The following is a 17,374-nucleotide window of genomic DNA, read 5'->3' as shown; positions in this document are numbered from 1 at the left end:
TAACGATGCCGTACGCACGTGATAATTTACATGGCTAAACTGCGTGAGCGAGCAGGCCCGAATATGGAAAGCCTATTATCGCTTGTTGGTCTTTCATTTACAAAATTATTTTGCCTTTTGGCTTACTTCCTTTGTCATTTTTAAGGTAAGCACTAACAGGGCAAGCAGGGCCAAGCCGCCGGCTACCCACATTAGCCACACCGGAATGGTATTCGTAATAACCTTTGGGGTGTGTTGAGGTAACTGCGTGATGGCCGTGTGGCTAATAACAGGCAGCGGGCCACTGCCAATGCTATCGGCAAAAAATTGCAGATCGTATTGCGGTACAGGCGCTTTCTCATCACCAAACAAAAACTGGTACTGGTGTTCTTTTTCCAGGTAGGCCACCAGCGATTGCTTAAGCTGATGAACCTGAACGGCCTTAACCACCAACGGCGGATTATCTGCATTAAAAATGATGACTTGCAGAGCAGATGCCTTGGCCGATACATAGACTTCACCATTACTGGTTGAACTAATTGAGGTGTCTTTAAGCCATGTTCTGCTTTTTCCGTTAAACTGATAGATTTCAATCCGGCGCTTATAATATCTGGCACCGGCCAGTTGTAAATGCAGCTTATCAATCCGGTAATAGTCTTTGAACTTAAGGGTGATAATACTACTGTCGGACCTGTTTTGGGTACTAAAGCCGGTTGTAGGCACTGGTACGAAGCTAGGGTGTGTACGGCGCGCTACGTAAATACCAGCCTGTAAAACATGAACCGGCGCCAGCTTGCGTTCATTAACCTGAATTTTAAAATATTGGTATGTACTTACCGGAAACGTAAGCAGTTCTTGGAAAGTTCCGCCAGTGCCCGAAATGGTTTCCTGCAAGGGGATATTTTCCTTAATGGCAAACCAATGCTGTAAATCATCGCTGCCCAGCAGGTTTACGGTACGGTTTACGGCAGTGTTGCGCAACTTAAGCCACAGGCGGTCAATGCTAATGCCGCCCTTGTTATGTACGATGTATACGGGGAGTGTGTCCTGTTGGTCAACAACAACTGCTTGAGGTAATTCCTGGTACCGGCTTTGCACCTGCACGGGCAGTGCATTGCCCAACAGGTAAGGAACGGGTTTGCCTTGCTCATCTGTCAGCCTGATGTCGGCCAGTCCGGGTTGACATTTTGCGGTTAGGGCTGGCTGCAAATCAATGCGGTAAAACCGGCTCGAATCTGCCTTTTGCAGCGCTGCTTTGTATTTGAATTTTTGCTGCGCCCACGCAGGCATTGCGCCACAACCTAATAGTATAAGCAGGGCAATTACATTAAGCTTGAGGCGTGGTTTCATCTTGTACTATTATTTTTTTCACCTTTTGATACATAAACGAAATGATAAGCAGCAGCACGCCCAGGCAAAAGAAGGCTGCAATTTTTCCGGCAGGCGGAATGTTGCGAATATCAAATATAAACAGCTTAAGCAGTGTGATGGAAAACAAGGTAAGCGAAATGATCCTTAGCGTACTTACTTTATAACGCATACCCAGCCACATCAAAGCAAATGATAATAAGCCCCATAAAACGGGCAGTCCTGTTTTAATATATACGGTTGTTATGTGCTCCATGGAATATTGCTTAGTATAGAACAACAGGTTGCTGGCTAAAGAAACCTCCAAGCTTAAAAACAGCACAATTGCTGAAGAAATTATCCAGCAGGCCGTTTTAAGGATGCCCTCGGGCAGGTGTAACCTAACCAGTTGTATAAGCTGATAAAACAGCAAACCAATTACAATAGCTCCAACCCAGTGCGCTATAAAATGCAGCGAGCTTACTTTGTTTTGTACCAGTATGCTATACTCGGCGTTGAAGAACCGTGGAGTAGACAGTAAGTAAACCGCAAGTGTAAGGCCAACTAATACTAGCGTTACTTTCCAACTCATACTCATAGATGCGGCACGTTTAGCCACTACATTAAACAGGTAAACAAATACCGGCACATACAACATGATGTACACCATGTTTAACGATGTATAAGGATACCGGTTCAAAAACTGGTGGTTAATTTCGAGCAAACCGCTTAAAAACAACAATACGAATGCAATATACCGGTACAACCGGCTTTTCATCTTCAAGCCGTAAAGCTCTTCCGATTCATCTTTCAGCATCAGCAGATATAACCCATAAGAGGCAATGGCCGCCATAAGCGTGGTTATGAAACCTTTGTTGGCTATAATGTTTAGCGTTAGCCCCGAGTAACTGTACAATTGCGTCCAGTCAATCAACAAGCTCAGCATCATGGTACACCACACAATGAGCGAGGTCAGTTTCATGAGCTTAATACGCGATTTAAGGTATAACCAGTAAAGCAACACCGTTTCTGCTGCCCAAAACATGGTAATATAGTGCCCATGAAGCTGTATGGGTGCCGTAAGCGATATAAAAGTAAGCGTAATGCCAATTAGCAGGTACAAAATATTACTGTCTACCTTACGCACTTTGAACAACACAAAAGACAAAACTAAATTGATGACGGCAAGACTGGCAGAGAATACTCCCCTGAGCTCTTCGTGATGCATGGCGGTGAGCAGGTAAAGGCCGGCACCAAAATATAACGAGGTATTGACGAGCAGTATACTAAAGTCAGACGCCATAAAGGTTTTGTTCTCCTTGATGTTGTTGGCTACGTTAATGGCAAAAAACAACAGATACAACACGCTGCAATACCAAAAGCCCATAACACAGGCCGCAGCCGGCAGGGTAAAAACAACCGCGCCGCAAATAATTACTGTTAGGCCAAATGCTGTAGCATTAAGTACCCGCCACAATTTGAAATAAGCAATGGCAAGCAAGCCGGCATTTAAAATAATGAGGTATATAAATAAGGCGTTGTAATTGGCGTGGCCGCTGCTTACCATAAAAGGGCTGGCCAATCCGCCTACTAAGGCAATTACAGCCAGTTCCTGCTTATCATACAAAATGGAGAGTATAATAGCAAAAATGGTTATCACAATCAGGATAATGAAGGATGCGGTTTGGTTAAACAGATGGAACTGGTGATAGGCCAGCGTAATGGTAAAGTAAAATATGGCCAGTCCTCCACCTACTAAAACTGAGCTGAAAGCCTTATAACTGTTACGCAGTCTGTGGGCAATACCTATCAGTATAGCGCCGCACAATATACCAATACCTACTCGGCCGGCAGGACCTACCCAGTTGTTATCAATAGCATATTTTACAAAAAAACCGATGGCTAAAACCAATATGGCAATACCGATTTTGTTAACCAGGTTTTCGCCAATAAACTTTTCCAGATCGGGGTGGCGTTCAAAGAACGATGGTTGTGGTTCGGGTGCTTTGAATACGGGTGGCCTGTAAACAGCAACAGGGTCTTTCGTCGGTTCGGCAGCGGGGCCTGAAATAACCTCTTTATACCGCTCAGCCGGTGGAGGAGCCACTGGCCTGGGTAAATGCAGAGCTGTTTCCGGTTTGGGTAATTCGGCTGGCTTAGGGGGCAGTTTGGTTTCCTGTTTAAGGCTTTCTGCAGCAGGACGGCTTTCCAGGCTTTGCTTCAGTAACTTTTGCAGTTCCAGCAACCGCACTTCCAGGTGCTCAAACTTAGCGTCGGCGCCGCTTTTATGAGTTACCAGCAGATAGATAACCAAAATTAAAAGCAGTATTACTAAAAACTCCATATGAAAAGGTTAGGTAGTAAATATAGAGCTTATTTCATCAAAAGATAATACGACGTGTGGATGCTCCTTTGATCGCTTCAAATTTGCTTTATAATAAGCTTGCACCATTAGATATCCATAGCCGATTTGCTTTATTTATGCTCTTAACCGAACACTAAAAACATTTTGGTGTTATGGATGAATAATATGCTTATCAAGAAAAGAATTTCGATTTTTTATTTTATCCGCACCATCAAATGGGATGTACTGGCCATTGCGGCGTATGCTATGCTGGCTGGTACGTTTGACCACTACGGCATCCTAAGCCAGGTTTCTATACCGTTGGCGGTTACTGCGTTCAGTGGTACTGTTTTATCGCTATTACTGGCATTCCGAACTTCACAATCATACGAACGCTGGTGGGAGGCCCGGGTAGTTTGGGGTGCTATTGTGAACGACAGCAGGACGCTGATACGCCAGGTTAAACAATTTATGCCCAAAACGGAACAGGGTTTGGCCGTTGCAAAAGACTTTGCCGCACGGCAAGGCGTTTGGTGCTTTGCACTTTCAGAATCACTTCGAAAAGTAGAACATAGCAACAAGGTAAGCACCTATTTCAGCAATATCGGTGCTAATAGCGCCAACAAAGCTAACCTCATTTTAGACCACCATGCAGATGCACTTGCTGCAGCAAGCGAGCAGTTTAACATCAATGCTAATAAGCAGGTACAAATAGACGCTACGCTGGCCAGGCTTTGCGACTCAATGGGAAAATGTGAACGGATTAAAAACACTGTTTTCCCAAGAGCTTATAGTGTGCTGATCCACTTTCTGATCTATGTACTCATGACCATGCTGCCGTTTGGCCTGGAGGATCAAAGTAAACTGGTAGAAGTATCGCTCACGATTATTGTCCCCGTGTTATTCATTGCTATAGAACAAACAGCTATCTTAATGCAGGACCCATTTGAGAACCGGCCAACCGATACGCCAATGACGGCCTTATCCATGTCGATAGAAAACACGCTAATGGAGATGGTTGGCGAACCGCCGGTATATAAAATTGAACCGCCTGCATCTTATTATATCATGTAACAATAAAAGCATCAGGCAAGTACAAAAACAAAAGGCCGAAGATTTCGTCTTCAGCCTTTTTTATTGCAGTAATTTAAATACACAAGCTTAAAAGCCGGTGTTCTAAAATTATTTGGCAATTTTTACTTTGATAGCGTTGGGGCCTTTTTGTCCCTGTTCAACTTCGAAAGTAACTTTGTTGCCTTCTTTGATCTGCTCCATAATGCCATTAATGTGCACAAATACGCTTTCCTGAGTTTGCAGGTCGCGTATAAAGCCGTAGCCCTTCGATTCATTGAAGAACGATACGGTTCCGGTTCTAACCACCTCGTATTCGATCTCTTCCTGCTTAGGCGTACCAATCTGTATATCTTCTACCAGTATCTTTTTACGTTTACCGGGCTCTTGCGGCATAGATGTTATGTTGCCATTCTCGTCAACATAAGCCATCATGTCTTCCAAACCTTTTCCCTTTACAGCATTAGCTTTCCGGTCTTCGGCTTTTTCTTTTTTGTCTAACTGTTTGCGGGCTTTTTTCTTTTCCCGTTCTTTCTTACTGAATGTTTCTGTGGATTTACCCATATTTTAATTTAAGTGTAACTTAGAACTTCTATTTTCCCGAAGTTCTGATTAATATTTAAGCTGCTATAACCGGCTTGTTGAGGGCCAACTTTGCAAGGAAAAATTTTTACAAAAAAAGCATCTTCCTATAGTGGAAGATGCCTCACAATAATTTATAGTGTGTTAAGCTACTTTTACATTTACTGCGTTTGGTCCTTTACGGCCTTCTTCCACATCATAACTAACAACAGTATTCTCACGAATATTGTCAATCAGACCTGATGAATGAACAAAGATTTCGCTTCCACCATCATTAGGTGTGATAAATCCGAAACCTTTTGTTTCATTAAAAAATTTTACTGTTCCTTGTTGCATTATATTGCTTTTAATAAGTCTACAAGGTACGAATAAATATCCGTATAAATTTCCTTTTGGTGAAAATAATTAATATTTATTTAACCCTGCAGTGATTCTAGCTGTTTATGTACTATAAACCGGGTTATTGAACAAATTCAATTTCCACGCGTCTGTTTTGCTGCCGACCTAATTTGGTTTTGTTAGAAGCAATGGGCTTGGTATCGCCAAATTCGGTTGAAGCAATGCGCGATGAATCGGCACCTTTACTAACCATGTACTCTTTAACCGTGTTAGCCCGCGCTTGTGACAGTTTCCAATTATACACATAACCGCCTTTGTTATCAGCATGTCCGCTTAATTTAACCGCTGCATTATTGTCGGCCATTAATTTCACCACTTTATCCAATCGTGCGTATGTTTCCGCACTAATAGCAGAACGATCAAACCCGAACTGTACATTTTTAATCTTTACGCTTCTGAGGTCGATTTTAGTAACCGGCGACTTGGCTTCACTTTTTTTATTTTTGGAAGGTTCGGTTGCTTTTGCTACGGCAGGCAACATCATAGCCACCATGGCAAGCGTTAAAATAACTGACTTTAAATAATTGGTTTTCATAATTCTATAATTTGGTAAATAAATTAGCCGGTAAGTCATCCGCACTGCATAAAAGCATGCGGCATAACGGCTTTTTAATAATTGCTTACTGAGTTTATATTTAAATAATAGGCGGGCAGGTATTTGGTTTTATTGATACCTTTTATAGAGTATTAATTCTGGCAAAATTGGTATTTGCACAGCGTATCGGCTATTTATACCATTAATGCGCAGCGTGTTTGGCTACAATTGCCGGGCTATTAATTTGTCCTGCTTGCCACAACTCATTAAGCCGTACAAGGTGTGCCTTGTCAGTAATTTTATAGGTTACCAGGCAAAACGTAATATCGGTACGGCTAATCATGGGGTGTGCGTAATCTTCGAGTAACGGGCCGCATACAACAATATAGTCAAACTGCTTGTGTAACTGGTTTATAAGCTGGTTAAACTTCCTATCTGGCATTGCTTTTTGCATTGGGTCGGCCTCTGCCGATAAGTTTGGCGAAATATCTAATAACCCCAGCATAGATACCATCTCTGCCTTGTGCTGGTTTTTAGCAACGCCCGATCCGATAAAGTAAAGACTATCGACCCCCTGAACAGGTACGATCAGGTCATCAATAGTAACTATATCTGCGTTCAGGTACTCATATAATCCCTTGTTGTACGGAAGGCCCAACTCATCATATGATAATGAATCGGGCATATCATTATCAACTAAAACGGTACTTTTGCCGGTATGAGCAAGCGCTTGTGCCAGTTGCAGCGCCAGTTGCCTCGCGCCTTCCTCGTCGGTATTTGCCGTAACCCAAATTGTTTGATGATGGCTGTGAACATTGAATATATAAGAGGCCAATGCATTAACAGAAATATCGGCGTCCGGTGCATCTTCATTTTGCTGAGGCTCAAGTTCTGTAACAACCGGAATTTTACTTATCCGCTTTATATCTGCAACGCTGTGAATCTTTCTATTCAGCATTTGTAAAATATAAACAGCTAAAACCGAAAATAATATCCCTGCTAAAACTGAGGCTATATAAAATAACGGCGATTGCGTGTGCATTGCCCGGCTTTTAAAAGAAGTAACCGCTATAGCCGAACTTGCCGGCGCCGGCCTTCCTATTGCAGATTGTTTTAAAGCGGTTAGCGAATCAATAGCGGCTGTAATATGGGCCGCCTGCAAACGATATTGCTGTAACGAAGCAGCAGTATCAGTACCCGGATTTAGTTGCTTTTGGATGTACGCTCTTTGAACAACAACCTGGCGTTTAATCTGCTCCTGCAAAAATTTAATCTGCTGGTTAAACCTCACCGTATTCGGGTCATTTAAGCTTCTGGCGCCCAAATAGCTTTGTTTTTGCAATTGTAACTCATTAAACTTATTGATAGATTTAAGCAAGTCATCGTCGGGTGGTATAAAGCTGTCGGGTATAACCACAAAACTACTAATGGGCTTACTAACGTAATTTACCACTACGTCTAATATCCTCGACTGCTTTACAAACTTTTCTTTCAACACAGCACGTTCAGCCGGGTTGGCGGCGGCTTGCAAAGCCCCTAACCGTATCTTTTCATTTAAAGTGCTCAGCTTGCCTTTTAAAGCGGCTATACTATCATTAAACCGGCGGGTGTTAACTTGCTTGCCAGCATGGTTTAAAACTTTATATCGGTAACTATCCGTTAACGCTGTTATAGCCGCCTCGGCTTTGTAAGCGCTTTCGCCGGTTGCCGTTACAGTTAAGGTGTTTGGTCGGCCTGCCGGTTTTACAGCGGTAAGGTTATAGTCGGCCGTCAACTCATTATAAACCTCTTTAAAAAGCTGTTGTTGGGTGGCAGCGTCCCGCGCCGGCTCAAACCGTACACTTGCGCTTGCCTCATAGTGCGATATCCTGTTGCTTTGATAAAGGTATGCACCAGCCAGCATAATGGTTATAATAACTATAAAGAAGTATTTATGCGTACTTACATAGCTTTTTATCATCAACCAATAATGCAGCAGCCCGCTCCCAAGCGCTGGCCATAAGTCACTCTTGTACATAACTATACCTAACTGTTAAAATAAATTTAGAGAGCCGCAGAAAGTATAGTGGCAGGTAAAAGCTTTATTGAGGTGTAGATGGTTAGCTCTCGTGTATTATTATATAGTGTACATGTTTTGATGATAAATGTTTGATAATGACTTTTAACACTTAAAACGTATGGCTATTAACAGTGTACTTTTTGTTAAATACGCATAGCTAACATTGCTGCGTTTGTAGCAAAAGGCGGGCTTGCTGCTGCTTAAACCCAAAATGGGTTTGCCCGTCAGATATTGTAAACAAAATCTGTTTCAAACTATTTGGTACCTGGTAAGTTTAAACCTATTACATTACAGCTATTACAATATGGGTAAAGTGTTTACCATAACTCAGGGACTCGAAAATATGGGTGCTTTGCGAAACGGAGGCCAGGGCTCAGTTTACAAGGCTCGTCGTATAGGCGAAATTATCGTAGCTGTAAAACTTTTGCCCACGCCCATTCATACCGAAAGTGAAGACGATAAAAATTTCAAGAACTTCAGGAATGAGGTAGAGAAATTAAAAAAAGTAAATGAGAACCCGACGCCGCATGTTGTAAAAATATTTAGTTCGGGCATTACTGAGAGTGGCTCGCTGCCCTTTATTGAGATGGAGTTTATTGAAGGGCCAGATTTGGGTGAACTGCTAAACGCGCCTCACGATCCGGTCTTTACCATTCATGAAGTAATTAAGGTGGCCGACCAACTGGCCAGCGCCCTGAGCCATTGCCACAAGGTTGGGGTAAAGCATGGCGATGTTAAAAGCAATAACGTTAAATACAATATCCACACAGGCAATTATGTGTTGCTTGATTTTGGCCTGGCTATCATGACCGATGAGCAGCGCCGTGATAGTTTACGAAATGCGGGCGCAGTGGAGTTTATGGCACCCGAGCAAAACGAAGGCATCATGCAGCCACAGAGTGATGTTTATAGCTACGGTATCATCCTGTACGAACTGCTGGCCGGGGCAGTACCCTTCCCGTTAACGGCTAACGCACAAACGGCACGCAATAACATCATGATTGCGCACCTGGAAGCGCCCGTGCCCGATTTACTCGAATTGCGAAAAGCCAATCTGCCCAATACCTGGGACGATCAAAAGAAGGCCTGGGAAATGCAAGTACCCGAATGGCTGTTACAAATTATTAACCGCTGCTTGCAAAAGCAACCTGCCGACCGCTTTGCCGACGGCACTGAACTTCACCAAGCTATTCTGACCCAAAACAGCGCCCTTGCCGCCAAGAGCAATACAGAAGAAGCCCTCCTATTACAAGCCGAGAACGAAAGTCTGCAGAAGCTGTTAGCCCAGGAACGTGAAAAAGCCGCGCGTTACGAGCAGGAAATAACAAAGGCCAAGCAAACCTTAGCGCAAAGCAATAACGAGCTAATGACTTTGAGAAACACAAGGCCGGCTACACCTGACCCGGTTGCACAGCCAACTGTTACTGCAGGCAAATCAAAAGGTATATCCGTTGCGGCTGCCTTATGGATAGGCCTTATCGTAGCTTGTTTGGGCGCATATGCCGGACATCTGTTGTTCCCTACTACAGCAAATGCCAAGCAGGAGACTCCGGTGAGCCAGACACTTGCTGTTGAAAAAAACACTGAGCCGGTTAAAAAAACAAGTAAACCAAAAGCAAAAAAGAAGGCAGCTGCAGTTAAAGAAGATACCGCCACCGAATATGAAGTGAAAAACGAAGTGACAGACACGGTAGCTAAAGAAGAAGAGGCTAAAACGCAGCCCCAAAAAACCATACAGCCACCTGCCAACGACCCCAAAGGAAAAGATGCCGGCAAAACCTTTACGCTCTTTGCCAGCTACGCCTATTTTCATGACCGGCCTGATGCCTCCAGTGTACGCAAGGCCAACATTAACCGCTGGAACAATGCCCGCCTCACCGCCATTGATGATATAAACGGATACATTTATGTAGTTTATAAAAACGAGCAGGGCCAGGTAAGTAAAGGCTGGCTCAATAAAAAAGATCTTATAAAGGTTAATTAAGGTCTTAACAACCTGACAGATTTATCTACCCGATAGAAACCCAACCGTTTTGGGCTCTTTAATCTCTACGGCAAATCCTTCAATGAATAACTGATCGGCTACATATTTGGGCCTTATTGAGCTTTCATCTACTTTAAAATTTTTGCCCTTAAGTTTTTCGTTGATGGCATCTATGATATCGCGGGTAATAAAGCCGCTGGTGGTGCGTAAAGTATCGTCAATGGTTTGCAGCGTTACACTTTCTACTTTGTAAGAAAACCCGATGGTGCTGGTCTTGCTCATGGTGGCTATAGATTTTAAAATGCAAGGTAAGATAATTTGCGCTTGCTTGCGTTTCCTGCCTGAATCAATTTTGTAAAGATTACGCGCGCAAAATGGCTGTTTTGTTGTTATAGTAATGGCAGCCAAAGTGTAAACCAACATGGAAAAAGAGAAGATAACCAATAGCGAGATCAGCGATTTAGGGGTTGAAGATTTAGATACAATTGTCCTTTTTAGCCGGGTAGCCAACGGCTTGTTGAAGCACAAGGTGATGGACAAGCAGCAAATTTTGGCCGAGCTGGAAGCCCTCATTGCCGGGCCCGAGCCTTATGCCCTTAAACGCGGCGGCAAGTTTAAAAACCTGGCCCAAAAGGTGCTGGAATTACGGCAGCAAGGCCAGCTAATTAAACCGCAACGCCCCATAAATGAACTTAAAAAGGAAATTGCTGATTTTCCGGTGTACGGCATAGAACATATCGAGGCGGGCGCCCTCAACCAGATGCGTACGGCTATACAACTCCCTATAGCTGTGGCCGGCGCTTTAATGCCCGATGCGCATCAGGGGTACGGCCTGCCCATTGGCGGCGTACTGGCCACAACGGCCAATACCATTATACCTTATGCCGTAGGTGTGGATATTGCTTGCCGAATGTGCCTTAGCATTTTTGAACTACCTGCACATACTGTTGATGATAAAACCGACGATTTAAAAAGCATTCTACTTAAAAACACCCACTTTGGCATGGGCAGCGAAAGTAAGTGGCATGATGACGACAGCCTGTTTGAGAAACCCGACTGGAAAGCAACCAAGCAAATACGTACGCTGAGAGACAAAGCTTATAAACAACTGGGCACATCCGGTACAGGTAACCATTTTGTAGAATGGGGAGAGCTTACCGTACAGGGCGGCGCATTAGAGGGTGTACCGGCCGGCAACTACCTGGCATTGCTCTCTCACTCCGGCTCACGCGGCTTTGGAGCGGGCATAGCAAGCTATTACTCTGACCTTGCCATGAAGAAAACTAAGCTGCCACCTGAGGCCAAGCACCTGGCCTGGTTGGATTTAGATAGTAATGAAGGCCAGGAATACTGGATTGCCATGAACTTGGCTGGTGATTATGCCAGCGCAAACCATCATGAGATACACAATAAGATTGCCAAAGCCATGCAGCTGCAACCGCTGCTACGTATTGAAAACCACCACAACTTTGCCTGGCAGGAAAAACTGGCCAATGGCACGCCGGTAATGGTACACCGCAAAGGCGCCACCCCGGCAGGCAACGGCGTATTAGGCATTATACCCGGTAGCATGAGTACGCCCGGCTTTGTGGTACGTGGCAAGGGTAATGCGCAGTCTATCAACTCAGCCTCACACGGTGCGGGTAGGTTAATGAGCCGAAATGCTGCCTTTAAAACAATAAAGCGCGATCTGGTAACGGCAGAGCTGCTGGAAAAAAAGATAACCCTCGTGGGGGCAGACCTTGACGAAGCGCCTATGGTGTACAAAAATATTCATGCCGTAATGGAAGCCCAGCATGACCTGGTCGACGTACTGGCAAAGTTCCAGCCCCGCATTGTGCGTATGGCTGATGCCAAAGAAAGACCAGAAGATTAATTTGATTTAAGCTAACCTTTTTTTCTATCTAAGGTAATTACCGCTCCTTTATAATAGTCGTCTAATTTGCCAGTAACTGTTTCTCAGGCGAGATACGCCATGTATTTTAAAATCCGATACTGAATAATGGCTGGTAAAGCTCGCTTAGGCAAATTCACGCTGGTTTCCAACTTTAAACCAATGTCCTGGTTGAAAATCAGCGAAAAAGTGTTGTGCTTTGACCAAATAAACCGGTTAGCTTTTTCCAACCAGCTTATTGAGCATTTGCTGCTGGGTTTGCGAAACGGTTGCGGTAGGCGCCAAATAGTTTTTCAATTTAAAATGGCCGTCAAATATCTTGCCTTGCAGTATCTGTTGCTTGCCGTCGCGTAGCACGGTTATGCTAATTTCAGGATGATCAGTATTGGTATTGAAGTATTTATCCCAAATATCGTCTATAGTTTCTGCCGATACCACCACATCGTCAATCTTCTGAAACGTATCGCCTTCCTTCACACCTAAAGGGTTTTTATCAACGCCGGTAAATACAAATGCTTTATTGGCCTCTTCATATTTTAAGCCCATCTTTCCAGGATAAAAAGCAGCCACATCTTTGGACGGTTGGTAGTCATAACCCAGCCGATTAAAATATTCGCTATAAGGCAGCGGCTGGCTGCCTATAATGTATTTATCGATGAACTGCCTTACATCGGGGTGTGAGGCGGCTACAAAATCATCAAAAAGCTGGTTGTCATCAAAGGGTTTATTGGGGCCATACTTTTGAGTAAGCGTGAGCATCACCTGCTTCAGGTCTTTAGTGCCTTCAGTCCGTTCACGTATCAGCACATCCAGCATCAGGGCAATGAGGGCCCCCCTATTGTACACACTGCTGTATTTTTTCTGAAAGCTGTCTTCCATCACCCGGCGGCTCATTTCCGTCATCGAAAAATCGCCAAACTCTTCTGCCTGGTTTATCTTGTTGCGCATTTCCTCAAAAAACTTCTTTTGTGTTATCAGTCCGTTTTGCAACTGTATAAGCTGCGCAAAGTATTCGGTTACACCTTCGTACAGCCACAAATGCTGCGACATTACCGGCTCGGTAAAGTTGAAGTTCTCAATTTCGTTGCTATGCAGGTTGAGGGGCGTTAGTATATGCAAAAACTCGTGGCCCGATACATCGTGTACCATCGAAATTAAGTCCTTTTCAAAAGCCACCTCGGGCAAGTAGTAAAGCGATGAATAATTATGTTCCAGCGCACCATAGCCGCCTTCGCCGCCCTTACGATCAGTCAGGGCTTTTTTGGGGTCTTCAAAATAAAACAAAAACTGGTATGATTTTACCGGCAAGCCATTAAAGAATTTGGTTAGCGCAGCCGAAAGCGGTTTTAAATAACCGGCAACCTGAGCGGCCTTCACTTTCCCTGTGGCCGAATAAACCGACACATTAATTTGGCTGTTGCCGGCATTAAAGGAAACTGTGTCGGGCCGTGCATAAATAATTGGGTTATCGGCCAGGTATACATAGTTCTTGGCGGTGAGCACGTCTTGCGTAGTGGAAACATGCGTTACATCAAGGTGTGTTGCTCCATAAAACTCGGCAGGCTTGGTTACTGTTATTTCATAGGGCAAGTTGCTTAGGCCCTCAAAGTAACCATAAAAAGCATGGTTATTCATCACCACATTAGTGCCCGCTTCGATGTTGGAGCCGCCCGGCTGAAAAATAAAGTCACTGTGCTTGGTATCCCAGGTATCATCAACCAGGTAACTAATTTTTGCCAGTTCGCTGGCGTTACTAATGCGGAATTGGTTGGCGCCTAGCTTTTCGGTCTTTAATTTTTTACCATCCTTACTAAATGCAGCAAAGCTGCTTACAAAACGGCCATAATCCTTACGGGCGTACGATCCGGGTATGGCTTTAGGGAACGAGAATACAGCATTTTGTTGGGTTATAACTGGTGTTTTTAAGGTAACAGCCACCTTATCGTTCTGAATATTGGCAATATCAACCGCGTACTGGTATTTCTCTTGCGCATGCGCAGCAACAGCCATACCGGCCCAAATAGCCAGTGCCGAAAATAGTATCCTCATGATAGTAAGTAAAGTTTTCTGGCATTAATATACACATTAGCCCCGAATGTGCAAATTGCATGTTGTACGCCGTATACCGTTATTAGTTGCTCTTCTGTTACGAGCGCTTAAACACCTGTAATGGTTATTGTATAGGCGTATGCTCTAAAAAGTTGTGCCACTGTTGCAGCTTATCCATCAGCTCTTCCACTTTTACCGGTTTGCTGATGTAATCGTTCATACCCGCCAGCAAGCATTCCTCCCGGTCGCCCTGCATGGTATTGGCAGTAAGCGCAATAATAACCGGCTGATGCCCCAGCGCTTTGCGGATAACCACGGTCGCTTCCAGGCCATCCATGTCGGGCATTTGCATGTCCATTAAGATTAAATCGTACGTATTTTTGCGGCAGGCGGCAACGGCTTCAAGGCCATTTTCTACCACCTGGGGCTGATAACCCAGCTTGCCCAAAATGTGCATAATCACATTCTGATTAATCTTATTATCTTCTGCAATAAGTATACGGAGTGGGTTGCGCTCGCCAAAATCAGGAGAAAGGCGGCTCTTGGTGGTTTTCTCCTCGTTTACAGGCTGGGCTTTCAGGTGCAGGCTGTTAAATACATAACGGCTCAAATCATCCTGCTTTATGGGTTTGTTTAGAATATAGCTAAACAAGCTTGCATGCTGCCGGGCATGTTCATCGCCTATAGAGCTGAGCAGGATAATAGGAATGCCAGGGTATTGCTGCTTAACCTGCTGCGCCAGTTGTACGCCGTCCATATCAGGCATTTGTGCATCGGTAATAATAAGGTCAGGTTTCAGACCCCCTTGCAGCATATCCACCGCCTCATGGCCTGATTGTACAATTACCGGCACTAGCTTCCAGTTTTCGAGCTGGTTCTTAAGGATTGCCCTGTTGGTGGCATGGTCATCAATTACCAGTACTTTTTTACCAGCCTGATCGCCCATGAAATGGGTTACCGTTGGTTTTAATTCTTTAGTGCCGGCGCTGGTTTGTATGGTAAACGTAAAGGCAGATCCCTTACCGGGTGTACTCTGCACCGAAATGCTGCCGCCCATTAAACCCGCCAGCTTTTCACAAATTACCAGTCCAAGACCTGTACCGCCGTATTTGCGTGTGGTTGAGGAATCGACTTGTGTAAATGCCTTAAACAGGCGGTCAATTTTTTCGGGCGGGATGCCAATGCCGGTGTCTTTAACTTCAAAACTGAGGGAAATGGTGCCATCATTAGCCTTGTTAGTCAGCGCTGCCTTAACCACTACCTCGCCGTGTGTAGTAAACTTAAGCGCGTTACTTACCAGGTTGGTTAAAATCTGCTGCAAGCGTACTTTATCAGCTACTATTTGTGCAGGTACGTGGCGGTCAATAATATAGGCCAGCTCAATACCTTTTTGCGAGGCTTGTTTACTGAACATGTCCAACACATCCTCAATACAGTAAAACAAGTTAAAATCCTCTCGCTCCAGCTCCATGCTGCCAGCCTCAATCTTCGAGAAATCGAGAATGTTATTGATAAGTACCAGCAAGTTTTCGCCACAATTATTAATAGTGTCGGTATAGGTACGCTGCTGCTCGGTTAAGGCCGTTTCGGCCAGCAGGCCCGACATGCCAATTACCCCATTCATAGGTGTACGTATCTCATGGCTCATCATAGCCAGGAAAATACTTTTGGCCTGATTAGCTTTCTCAGCTTCCTGGCGGGCCTCGTCGGCCTCATGGCGGGCCATTTCGAGTTCCTGGTTACTTTGCAACAGCTTTTTATTGTATACCGCCAGTGCCTCTTCGCGCTGCTTAATCTCTTCTATTAATACCGCTTCTTTCTGCAGCTCGCCCAACTTAATAGCTTGCTTAAGCTGCGCAGTACCATATTTTTTTAGCTGATAGGCCCACAAGCCGCTAATGTAAAAGATGATGCAGGTTAATAAGAGGTGTATGATTATTGTTTGCAGGTCGAATGAATCGAGCTGGGTTACATACATACCTTCAATGCCCTGGTTTTGCAGGTACCCAAAGGTAGCATGATGTAAGCCAACAACCACGAAAACCGGTATCTGCAGCTTCCAGTTCTGGTAAGTGATGAGTACGGCGCTGCCAATAAATGCAAAAAAGTGCATCTCGAACATGCCATGCATCTGGTAAATAAACTGCGCCATAAAAATACCCAGCACCGCACTGAGCACATACTGGTACAGATCAGATTTAGGCAACGCTATTTTTACCGAGTAATAGGCAGTTAAGCATAGCCCGGTAATACATATGGCCATTACCCAGGTATCGTAATAAGCAGCCAGCCCCAATCCGGTTAGCGCATAGGCAACCAGAAAATAATCCATTAACCGGTCCGAACGTTCTTTCACTTCGGCCTGCAAGGCATATTTATAGGTTTGATAATCGTTATTGGGCTGCATACGTACTATTGTTATTGGCAAAACGGCACCCATAAGCGGTGGTAGACAATGGGTTGTTAAGCACCGGCAGACCATGCAGGAGGTTTTCTAATGCCATGCGTGCATATTCGGTTTTTTTGTTAGTGCAGTAACGGCTGCTGTTGTAATTGCCCCGGTAATAAAGCTGCCGGTTTGCTTTCAACAAAACCGCCTGCGGGGTGGAATATACGCCACACGCAGTAGCCAGCGTCTTATCTGCAATTACGGGTATCTGCAAATCAAACTTATCCTGTATCTGCTGTGCGGTATAAGGTTTCGCGGTAACCAGTACAAGCGCAAAATCAACACTATTATGATATTGTTTAATTAACGATTTTACGTGCTGCAGGTTAAAGCGTGAGCATGGACAGTCGGGGTTAAAAAAGTGCAGCAATACCGGCTTCCGCCCTGTTAAATTTAAACCAGAAGTTAAGTGGATGAACGTACCGCTTTTTACCGTTTTGTAACCGTTGGGCACCGGTGTAGGCAAACTATAACGGTATTGGTTGTACCAAAATAAAGCGCCTATGGTAAATAACAATATCACCAGCCAAAAACTAATCAACAGCTTTTTCATTTAAATAAGGAAAATAACGGCTAGAAAAAGAAAAACACACTTTTTTATACTGTCGCTTCAAAAAAGCGGATAAGCTATATTACGAAATTTTTATGATTATTATTCGTTTTAAAAAGGCAATATTACTCC

At 44.2% G+C, this 17,374-nt stretch carries 13 protein-coding genes; 3 read left to right on the top strand and 10 right to left on the bottom strand.

The genetic code is table 11. The features are described from left to right. Window positions 1-105 precede the first annotated feature (105 nt). On the bottom strand, window positions 106-1,329 hold the full coding sequence (locus tag ABDD95_RS00650; protein WP_345949970.1) for a hypothetical protein: 1,224 nt from the start codon (window positions 1,327-1,329) through the stop codon (window positions 106-108). Further along, window positions 1,307-3,670, bottom strand: coding sequence for a DUF2339 domain-containing protein (locus tag ABDD95_RS00645; protein ID WP_345949969.1), 2,364 nt, complete (start codon window positions 3,668-3,670; stop codon window positions 1,307-1,309). The genes ABDD95_RS00650 and ABDD95_RS00645 overlap by 23 nt, the downstream gene beginning before the upstream one ends. 186 nt (window positions 3,671-3,856) lie before the next feature. On the opposite strand from ABDD95_RS00645, the gene ABDD95_RS00640 reads away from it, so the two are divergent. Further along, on the top strand, window positions 3,857-4,744 hold the full coding sequence (locus ABDD95_RS00640) for a bestrophin family ion channel (protein ID WP_345949968.1): 888 nt from the start codon (window positions 3,857-3,859) through the stop codon (window positions 4,742-4,744). Between the two features lie 108 nt (window positions 4,745-4,852). Here the strand turns inward: ABDD95_RS00640 and ABDD95_RS00635 are convergent, their stop codons facing one another. The 4 genes from ABDD95_RS00635 to ABDD95_RS00620 form a co-directional block, all read right to left on the bottom strand. Further along, entirely contained in the window at window positions 4,853-5,305 is a 453-nt protein-coding gene (locus ABDD95_RS00635; RefSeq protein ID WP_345949967.1) for a cold shock domain-containing protein, read from the bottom strand. A gap of 162 nt (window positions 5,306-5,467) precedes the next feature. After that, window positions 5,468-5,659, bottom strand: coding sequence for a cold shock domain-containing protein (locus ABDD95_RS00630; RefSeq protein ID WP_345949966.1), 192 nt, complete (start codon window positions 5,657-5,659; stop codon window positions 5,468-5,470). Between the two features lie 124 nt (window positions 5,660-5,783). Next, the gene (locus ABDD95_RS00625) at window positions 5,784-6,257 is read right to left on the bottom strand and encodes an OmpA family protein (RefSeq protein WP_345949965.1); all 474 of its coding nucleotides are present in this window, start codon (window positions 6,255-6,257) and stop codon (window positions 5,784-5,786) included. Window positions 6,258-6,459: 202 nt separating this feature from the next. Next, window positions 6,460-8,274, bottom strand: coding sequence for a hypothetical protein (locus tag ABDD95_RS00620; protein ID WP_345949964.1), 1,815 nt, complete (start codon window positions 8,272-8,274; stop codon window positions 6,460-6,462). A gap of 346 nt (window positions 8,275-8,620) precedes the next feature. Here ABDD95_RS00620 and ABDD95_RS00615 point away from each other — a divergent pair, with 346 nt between their 5' ends. Next, window positions 8,621-10,300: a serine/threonine-protein kinase gene (locus ABDD95_RS00615; RefSeq protein WP_345949963.1), complete on the top strand. Its 1,680-nt coding sequence runs from the start codon at window positions 8,621-8,623 to the stop codon at window positions 10,298-10,300. Between the two features lie 21 nt (window positions 10,301-10,321). Here ABDD95_RS00615 and ABDD95_RS00610 read toward each other — a convergent pair whose 3' ends face one another. Beyond that, window positions 10,322-10,582: a hypothetical protein gene (locus ABDD95_RS00610; RefSeq protein ID WP_345949962.1), complete on the bottom strand. Its 261-nt coding sequence runs from the start codon at window positions 10,580-10,582 to the stop codon at window positions 10,322-10,324. Between the two features lie 139 nt (window positions 10,583-10,721). Between ABDD95_RS00610 and ABDD95_RS00605 the strand changes: the two genes are divergently transcribed. Continuing rightward, window positions 10,722-12,176 (top strand): RtcB family protein, encoded by a 1,455-nt coding sequence (locus ABDD95_RS00605; RefSeq protein WP_345949961.1) that lies wholly within the window; start codon window positions 10,722-10,724, stop codon window positions 12,174-12,176. Between the two features lie 234 nt (window positions 12,177-12,410). Here the strand turns inward: ABDD95_RS00605 and ABDD95_RS00600 are convergent, their stop codons facing one another. The 3 genes from ABDD95_RS00600 to ABDD95_RS00590 form a co-directional block, all read right to left on the bottom strand. After that, entirely contained in the window at window positions 12,411-14,243 is a 1,833-nt protein-coding gene (locus tag ABDD95_RS00600) for a hypothetical protein (protein ID WP_345949960.1), read from the bottom strand. A 124-nt stretch (window positions 14,244-14,367) separates the two neighbouring features. Beyond that, window positions 14,368-16,650, bottom strand: a complete 2,283-nt coding sequence (locus tag ABDD95_RS00595; RefSeq protein ID WP_345949959.1) for a response regulator — start codon at window positions 16,648-16,650, stop codon at window positions 14,368-14,370. After that, window positions 16,637-17,245 carry a thioredoxin fold domain-containing protein gene (locus ABDD95_RS00590; protein WP_345949958.1) on the bottom strand — a complete coding sequence of 203 codons (609 nt, stop codon included), beginning with the start codon at window positions 17,243-17,245 and terminating at the stop codon, window positions 16,637-16,639. Before ABDD95_RS00590 ends, ABDD95_RS00595 begins: the two co-directional genes overlap by 14 nt. Window positions 17,246-17,374 lie beyond the last annotated feature (129 nt).

The organism is Mucilaginibacter sp. PAMB04274 (assembly GCF_039634385.2).
Classification (GTDB): Bacteria; Bacteroidota; Bacteroidia; order Sphingobacteriales; family Sphingobacteriaceae; genus Mucilaginibacter.
This window is presented reverse-complemented; position numbering and strand designations above follow the sequence as displayed.

What these genes read in the sequence shown, in the direction of transcription:
- ABDD95_RS00650 (WP_345949970.1), bottom strand. Translation starts at nt 1,329, where the DNA reads ATGAAACCACGCCTCAAGCTTAATGTAATTGCCCTGCTTATACTATTA.
- ABDD95_RS00645 (WP_345949969.1), bottom strand. Translation starts at nt 3,670, where the DNA reads ATGGAGTTTTTAGTAATACTGCTTTTAATTTTGGTTATCTATCTGCTG.
- ABDD95_RS00640 (WP_345949968.1), top strand. Translation starts at nt 3,857, where the DNA reads ATGCTTATCAAGAAAAGAATTTCGATTTTTTATTTTATCCGCACCATC.
- ABDD95_RS00635 (WP_345949967.1), bottom strand. Translation starts at nt 5,305, where the DNA reads ATGGGTAAATCCACAGAAACATTCAGTAAGAAAGAACGGGAAAAGAAA.
- ABDD95_RS00630 (WP_345949966.1), bottom strand. Translation starts at nt 5,659, where the DNA reads ATGCAACAAGGAACAGTAAAATTTTTTAATGAAACAAAAGGTTTCGGA.
- ABDD95_RS00625 (WP_345949965.1), bottom strand. Translation starts at nt 6,257, where the DNA reads ATGAAAACCAATTATTTAAAGTCAGTTATTTTAACGCTTGCCATGGTG.
- ABDD95_RS00620 (WP_345949964.1), bottom strand. Translation starts at nt 8,274, where the DNA reads ATGTACAAGAGTGACTTATGGCCAGCGCTTGGGAGCGGGCTGCTGCAT.
- ABDD95_RS00615 (WP_345949963.1), top strand. Translation starts at nt 8,621, where the DNA reads ATGGGTAAAGTGTTTACCATAACTCAGGGACTCGAAAATATGGGTGCT.
- ABDD95_RS00610 (WP_345949962.1), bottom strand. Translation starts at nt 10,582, where the DNA reads ATGAGCAAGACCAGCACCATCGGGTTTTCTTACAAAGTAGAAAGTGTA.
- ABDD95_RS00605 (WP_345949961.1), top strand. Translation starts at nt 10,722, where the DNA reads ATGGAAAAAGAGAAGATAACCAATAGCGAGATCAGCGATTTAGGGGTT.
- ABDD95_RS00600 (WP_345949960.1), bottom strand. Translation starts at nt 14,243, where the DNA reads ATGAGGATACTATTTTCGGCACTGGCTATTTGGGCCGGTATGGCTGTT.
- ABDD95_RS00595 (WP_345949959.1), bottom strand. Translation starts at nt 16,650, where the DNA reads ATGCAGCCCAATAACGATTATCAAACCTATAAATATGCCTTGCAGGCC.
- ABDD95_RS00590 (WP_345949958.1), bottom strand. Translation starts at nt 17,245, where the DNA reads ATGAAAAAGCTGTTGATTAGTTTTTGGCTGGTGATATTGTTATTTACC.